5 protein-coding genes and 1 pseudogene are annotated in these 4423 nt (G+C 33.5%); 4 read left to right on the forward strand and 2 right to left on the reverse strand.

The features are described from left to right. The 3 genes and pseudogenes from AC1DTM_RS18795 to ppaC form a co-directional block, all read left to right on the forward strand. Positions 1-147: pseudogene (locus tag AC1DTM_RS18795) on the forward strand (GNAT family N-acetyltransferase); the annotation flags it as partial. 248 nt (positions 148-395) lie between these two features. Further along, entirely contained in the window at positions 396-911 is a 516-nt protein-coding gene (locus AC1DTM_RS18800) for a DinB family protein (protein ID WP_016105091.1), read from the forward strand. A gap of 218 nt (positions 912-1129) precedes the next feature. Then, positions 1130-2059, forward strand: a complete 930-nt coding sequence (gene ppaC / locus AC1DTM_RS18805) for a manganese-dependent inorganic pyrophosphatase (protein WP_002110312.1) — start codon at positions 1130-1132, stop codon at positions 2057-2059. A 119-nt stretch (positions 2060-2178) separates the two neighbouring features. Here the strand turns inward: ppaC and AC1DTM_RS18810 are convergent, their stop codons facing one another. Beyond that, on the reverse strand, positions 2179-2367 hold the full coding sequence (locus tag AC1DTM_RS18810; RefSeq protein WP_000789863.1) for a DUF4017 family protein: 189 nt from the start codon (positions 2365-2367) through the stop codon (positions 2179-2181). A gap of 319 nt (positions 2368-2686) precedes the next feature. On the opposite strand from AC1DTM_RS18810, the gene AC1DTM_RS18815 reads away from it, so the two are divergent. Further along, entirely contained in the window at positions 2687-3136 is a 450-nt protein-coding gene (locus AC1DTM_RS18815) for a DUF6884 domain-containing protein (RefSeq protein WP_016105090.1), read from the forward strand. Positions 3137-3205: 69 nt separating this feature from the next. Here AC1DTM_RS18815 and AC1DTM_RS18820 read toward each other — a convergent pair whose 3' ends face one another. Further along, entirely contained in the window at positions 3206-4036 is an 831-nt protein-coding gene (locus AC1DTM_RS18820) for a DUF4352 domain-containing protein (protein WP_477000642.1), read from the reverse strand. Positions 4037-4423: the final 387 nt, after the last annotated feature.

Here is a 4423-nt window from a genome sequence, read left to right on the forward strand (position 1 = left end):
CTTTTAGTATTAGATACTAGAGAAGGAGATCCTTCTAATAGATTGTACAAGGCATTAAATTATCAAGAATCCGGCAAAATACCAGAATATGCGATTTCTCCGAATGGTGAGTTAGATGCAACGGTAATTTATTATAAAATGATTTAGTTTTTTATTTGAAAAGGGAGATAATTTCAAACGACATATTTGTTATTATGTCTGTGTGTTGATTTATAAAAAAGATTGATAATTTAAAATAAAGTTTGATAAAGCCCTGTAACTTCATCTAGAATGTTCAGTTAAAGAGCCAGTTTGCAGAGGGTTTTAACAGGTTTTTTAGAGTTATTACTTAAATAGAGATTTTGAAGTCTTTTGGTGAATATTAAATGTTAATCTAAAAGATGGAGGTTGTTGTGATGTTGAAACTGTTTCAATATAATTGGCAAGTTCGTGATGATTGGTTTACATTGTGCGAAGACATACCGGATGAAGAACTATTAAAGAAACGGTTCGGTGGGTTCGGCAGTATCCTACATACCTTATTTCACATTGTAGATGTGGAATATATTTGGATCTTAGGTTTGCGAGGTGAACCAGTGCTTGAGGAGCCGTTGTTTGAAGAATATGCCAGCTTGCAAAAAGTGAAAAATCTTTCAGCTCAATACCATGAGAAAGTGAAGCAATTTGTGACATCTTGGACAAATGAAATGGATTCTCGGAAACTTTCAGAAACTGATTTCAATGAAGAACCGATTAGCTCTAGAGACGCACCAATTAGGCGCCGAGTCATTGAATGTACACACGGAGAGATAATACGTCATGTCATTGTCCATGAAATCCACCATATCGGCCAGTTATCTATATGGGCACGTGAAATAGGAAAGGAGCCTGTTTCCGCAAATCTGAGAGGAAGAGGGCTATTCGATAATTAGACTGCCTTTGCCAATTTCGCAGTTAATAACGTAGTGCAAGTTCCATCTTTATTTTAACGAAAAGATAACCTTTGACCACCTAAAATATTTTAGATGGTCTTTTTTTGTGAAAACGATGAAAAATATAGAAGAAACTGCAATTATTTATAAAAAAATACGCTTTAAATATTGTCATATTTGCTTCTTTAAGATATCCTTTTCATGAAGAGGTGGAAAACATGGAAAAAGTACTAGTTTTCGGGCATAAAAACCCAGATACAGATGCAATTTGTTCTGCGATTGCTTATGCAGAATTGAAAAAAGAATTAGGAATGAATGCTGAGCCTGTACGTTTAGGCGAAATCAGCGGTGAAACTCAATTTGCGTTAGACTCTTTTAAAGTAGAAGGACCGCGTTTTGTTGAGACAGTAGCAAACGAAGTGGACAACGTTATTTTAGTTGACCATAACGAACGCCAACAAAGTGCTAACGATATCGAATCTGTTCGTGTGTTAGAAGTTATTGACCATCACCGTATTGCTAACTTTGAGACAAGCGATCCTATATACTACCGTTGTGAGCCAGTTGGTTGTACAGCTACAATCTTAAACAAAATGTACAAAGAAAATGGTGTTGCAATTCGTAAAGAAGTTGCAGGTTTAATGTTATCTGCAATTATTTCAGATTCTTTACTATTCAAATCTCCAACTTGCACAGAACAAGACGTAGCAGCAGCTCGTGAATTAGCGGAAATCGCTGGTGTAGATGCAGATAGCTACGGCTTAGAAATGTTAAAAGCTGGTGCTGACTTAAGCGGAAAAACAATGGAGCAATTAATCTCTCTTGACGCTAAAGAATTCCAAATGGGTAACGCGAAAGTTGAAATCGCACAAGTAAACGCTGTTGATACAAACGACGTTCTTGTACACCAAGCGGAACTTGAAAAAGTTATTTCTGCAGTAGTAGAAGAAAAAGGTTTAGACCTATTCTTATTCGTTGTAACTGACATCTTAACTAACGATTCTGTTGGCCTTGCGATCGGTAAAGCAACAGACGTTGTTGAGAAAGCATACAACGTAACATTACAAAATAACACAGCTACTTTAAAAGGTGTTGTATCTCGTAAAAAACAAATCGTTCCTGTATTAACAGAAACATTCCAAGCTTAATATTATTGAGTATGGATAAACAGAAAGGACAAGTAGCCGGAGTGGCTGCTTGTCTTTTTTTATTATAAAATTACAGATGGGAAATAAAAAAGGATAGCAATAGCTATCCTACTTATCGTTTATTCATAAGATCGTTTCTTATTTATATAAAATGTAATAATAGCAGCAATAATGAAAATAGGTATTGCGTACGCTTGYCCAACAAAGAATTTCCAACCTACAGTATTATAGCCGTCAGATGCTGGAATGATAATCGCGATGATACAAACAATAATATAAGCTAATAATGCTGGGAGTATATTTTTCATAGTTGTTCACCTCCTTTTTATAATACATTTATATATTGTACTATTGAATAGCGATTGGGAGATTAAGTGTACTTGATTTTACGAAATCTTTACAAATTCACTAAAGGATGAGGTGTATGCATGCTGTATGAAAGTGACTTTAGTACGGTGTGTTTATGTAATAATACATATGCTTAATAGACTGTTCTAAAAGAAATTAAACCAAATATAGAAGATAATGTAATTTTATCTTTCAAGATTAGTATATAGTATTCTGTAAAAAAATGTACTAAAAAATTGATATTTCATAAGAAATATAGAAGCGGGGTAAGAAATAACGATGAAAAGGTTATGCATAATTCCATGCGGAAAGAAGAAGATTTGGGATAAGTACCCATATTCTGGAGAGGCAGAGGCAAAAGATGTATATATTAGTCCATTCGGAAAAGCATGTCAGGCGTATGCAACTGAGTTTTTCGAGAGCTGGGTTATATTATCAGCAAAGCATGGATTTTTAAGACCAAATGATATTGTAAAGGAAAACTATGATCTTGCATTTGATTCAAAGAGTAATGAGATTATTAGTATAGAACAATTACAAAAACAGATGATTGAAAAAGACTTACTTCAGTTTGATGAAATTGTCTTACTTGCAGGCAAGAAACATAAAAAAGTAGTGACGAAGTTATATCCAGAAGAAATCATTACATATCCGTTAGAGGGATGTAGAGGGATTGGATATATGTTGCAGAGGTTGAAGTGGGCTGTGGAGGAAGGAAAGGAAATATAATTAGTAAACTATTTATTGCTTCTATAATATTAAATAAAATCGACTCTAAAAAAGAGTCGATTTTATTATTTAAAACGTAATTTTATAGTTAAATKGTTCAGGCTTTAAATCATAATTTTCACTTGAACCTTCTAGTATCAGTTGTAATTCACCTTGCTCGATTGGGAGTTTAGGGAATGTTAACACAGCATCACTAGTTACGCCAGGCATCATACCTTGTGGGATTTTAGGGTATTTTGCTTCATAATTATCTTGGTATTCTAGTTGTTGACCATTTACGATTAATTTGGAGTTGAAATCATAAAAATTAAATGCTGCAGTTGCATCATTCTTTGCTGTAAAGTAAACTCGTGTTTCTTTATCGGCAATTTCAATTTTTTTAACGATCATTTTATAGCCTTTATGGTCTAGTTCTTGATTAACTTCAATTGTTTTTTTTGCAGGATCAAAGGCAGTAGCATAATCAGTTTTTTCAACACTTGTTGCAACGATAGTAGGACCTTTTACTTTTCCACCAAAAGCATTTTCACCTTCAAAGACGTCTTTAATAGTTCCCTTTACATGAATATAATCTTCACGTTTTACATCTAATTTAGGGTCTTTGAAAGCAATGATGGTATTTTTGCTATGCTCTTTGTCAGCCCAGGCTTGAAGATACGTACCATCTTTATCACGTTCAGGTTCGACAAAGATTTGTGCATAAAAATCAACCTTTTTCCCTTTATATTCTTTAGGATTAGAGTGCATCTTTTCAAACTCTTCTTTTGATAATACCTGTGTTGATTCACTAGTATCCTTAGTAGTTTTCTTTGATGTTGAATCTTTAGAGTCTGTATCTTTAGAGCATGCTCCACCTAAAAGGACAGCTCCACAAAGAACCGATAATAGAATTTTCTTCAAAATTTATCCTCCTATATGTATAAAATATATTTTCGGTTTATAGTATAACAGCTTACAAGAAAATATTTTACAAAAACTTTTAAAACAGGTTTATTATTAGTAAGATTAGTATTCATCACATATGAGTTAAACTACTCTAAAGCGTAAAAACTAGACTAGCAAACAAGCCATTTTACACTTTTAAACATAGAATATGATGAAGTCTATAGAGGAGGAATCATATTCGCATGAGAAATAATTGTAATAGTTTTTGGGATGATTTAATGTTTGGAAGATGTAGATGCAAACGTAGAGATTGTGATGAATGTTGTTGCAAGGAAAAACCGAAATGTGATTGTAAAGAGTGTTGTTGTAAGGAAAAACCAAAATGTAAGTGTGAAGAGTGTG

It is taken from the genome of Bacillus sp. P4_D3, from assembly GCF_056401855.1.

Excerpts from the sequence above, each read along its gene's own strand:
- AC1DTM_RS18815 (WP_016105090.1), top strand. The coding sequence starts at position 2,687 with ATGAAAAGGTTATGCATAATTCCATGCGGAAAGAAGAAGATTTGGGAT.
- ppaC (WP_002110312.1), top strand. The coding sequence starts at position 1,130 with ATGGAAAAAGTACTAGTTTTCGGGCATAAAAACCCAGATACAGATGCA.
- AC1DTM_RS18800 (WP_016105091.1), top strand. The coding sequence starts at position 396 with ATGTTGAAACTGTTTCAATATAATTGGCAAGTTCGTGATGATTGGTTT.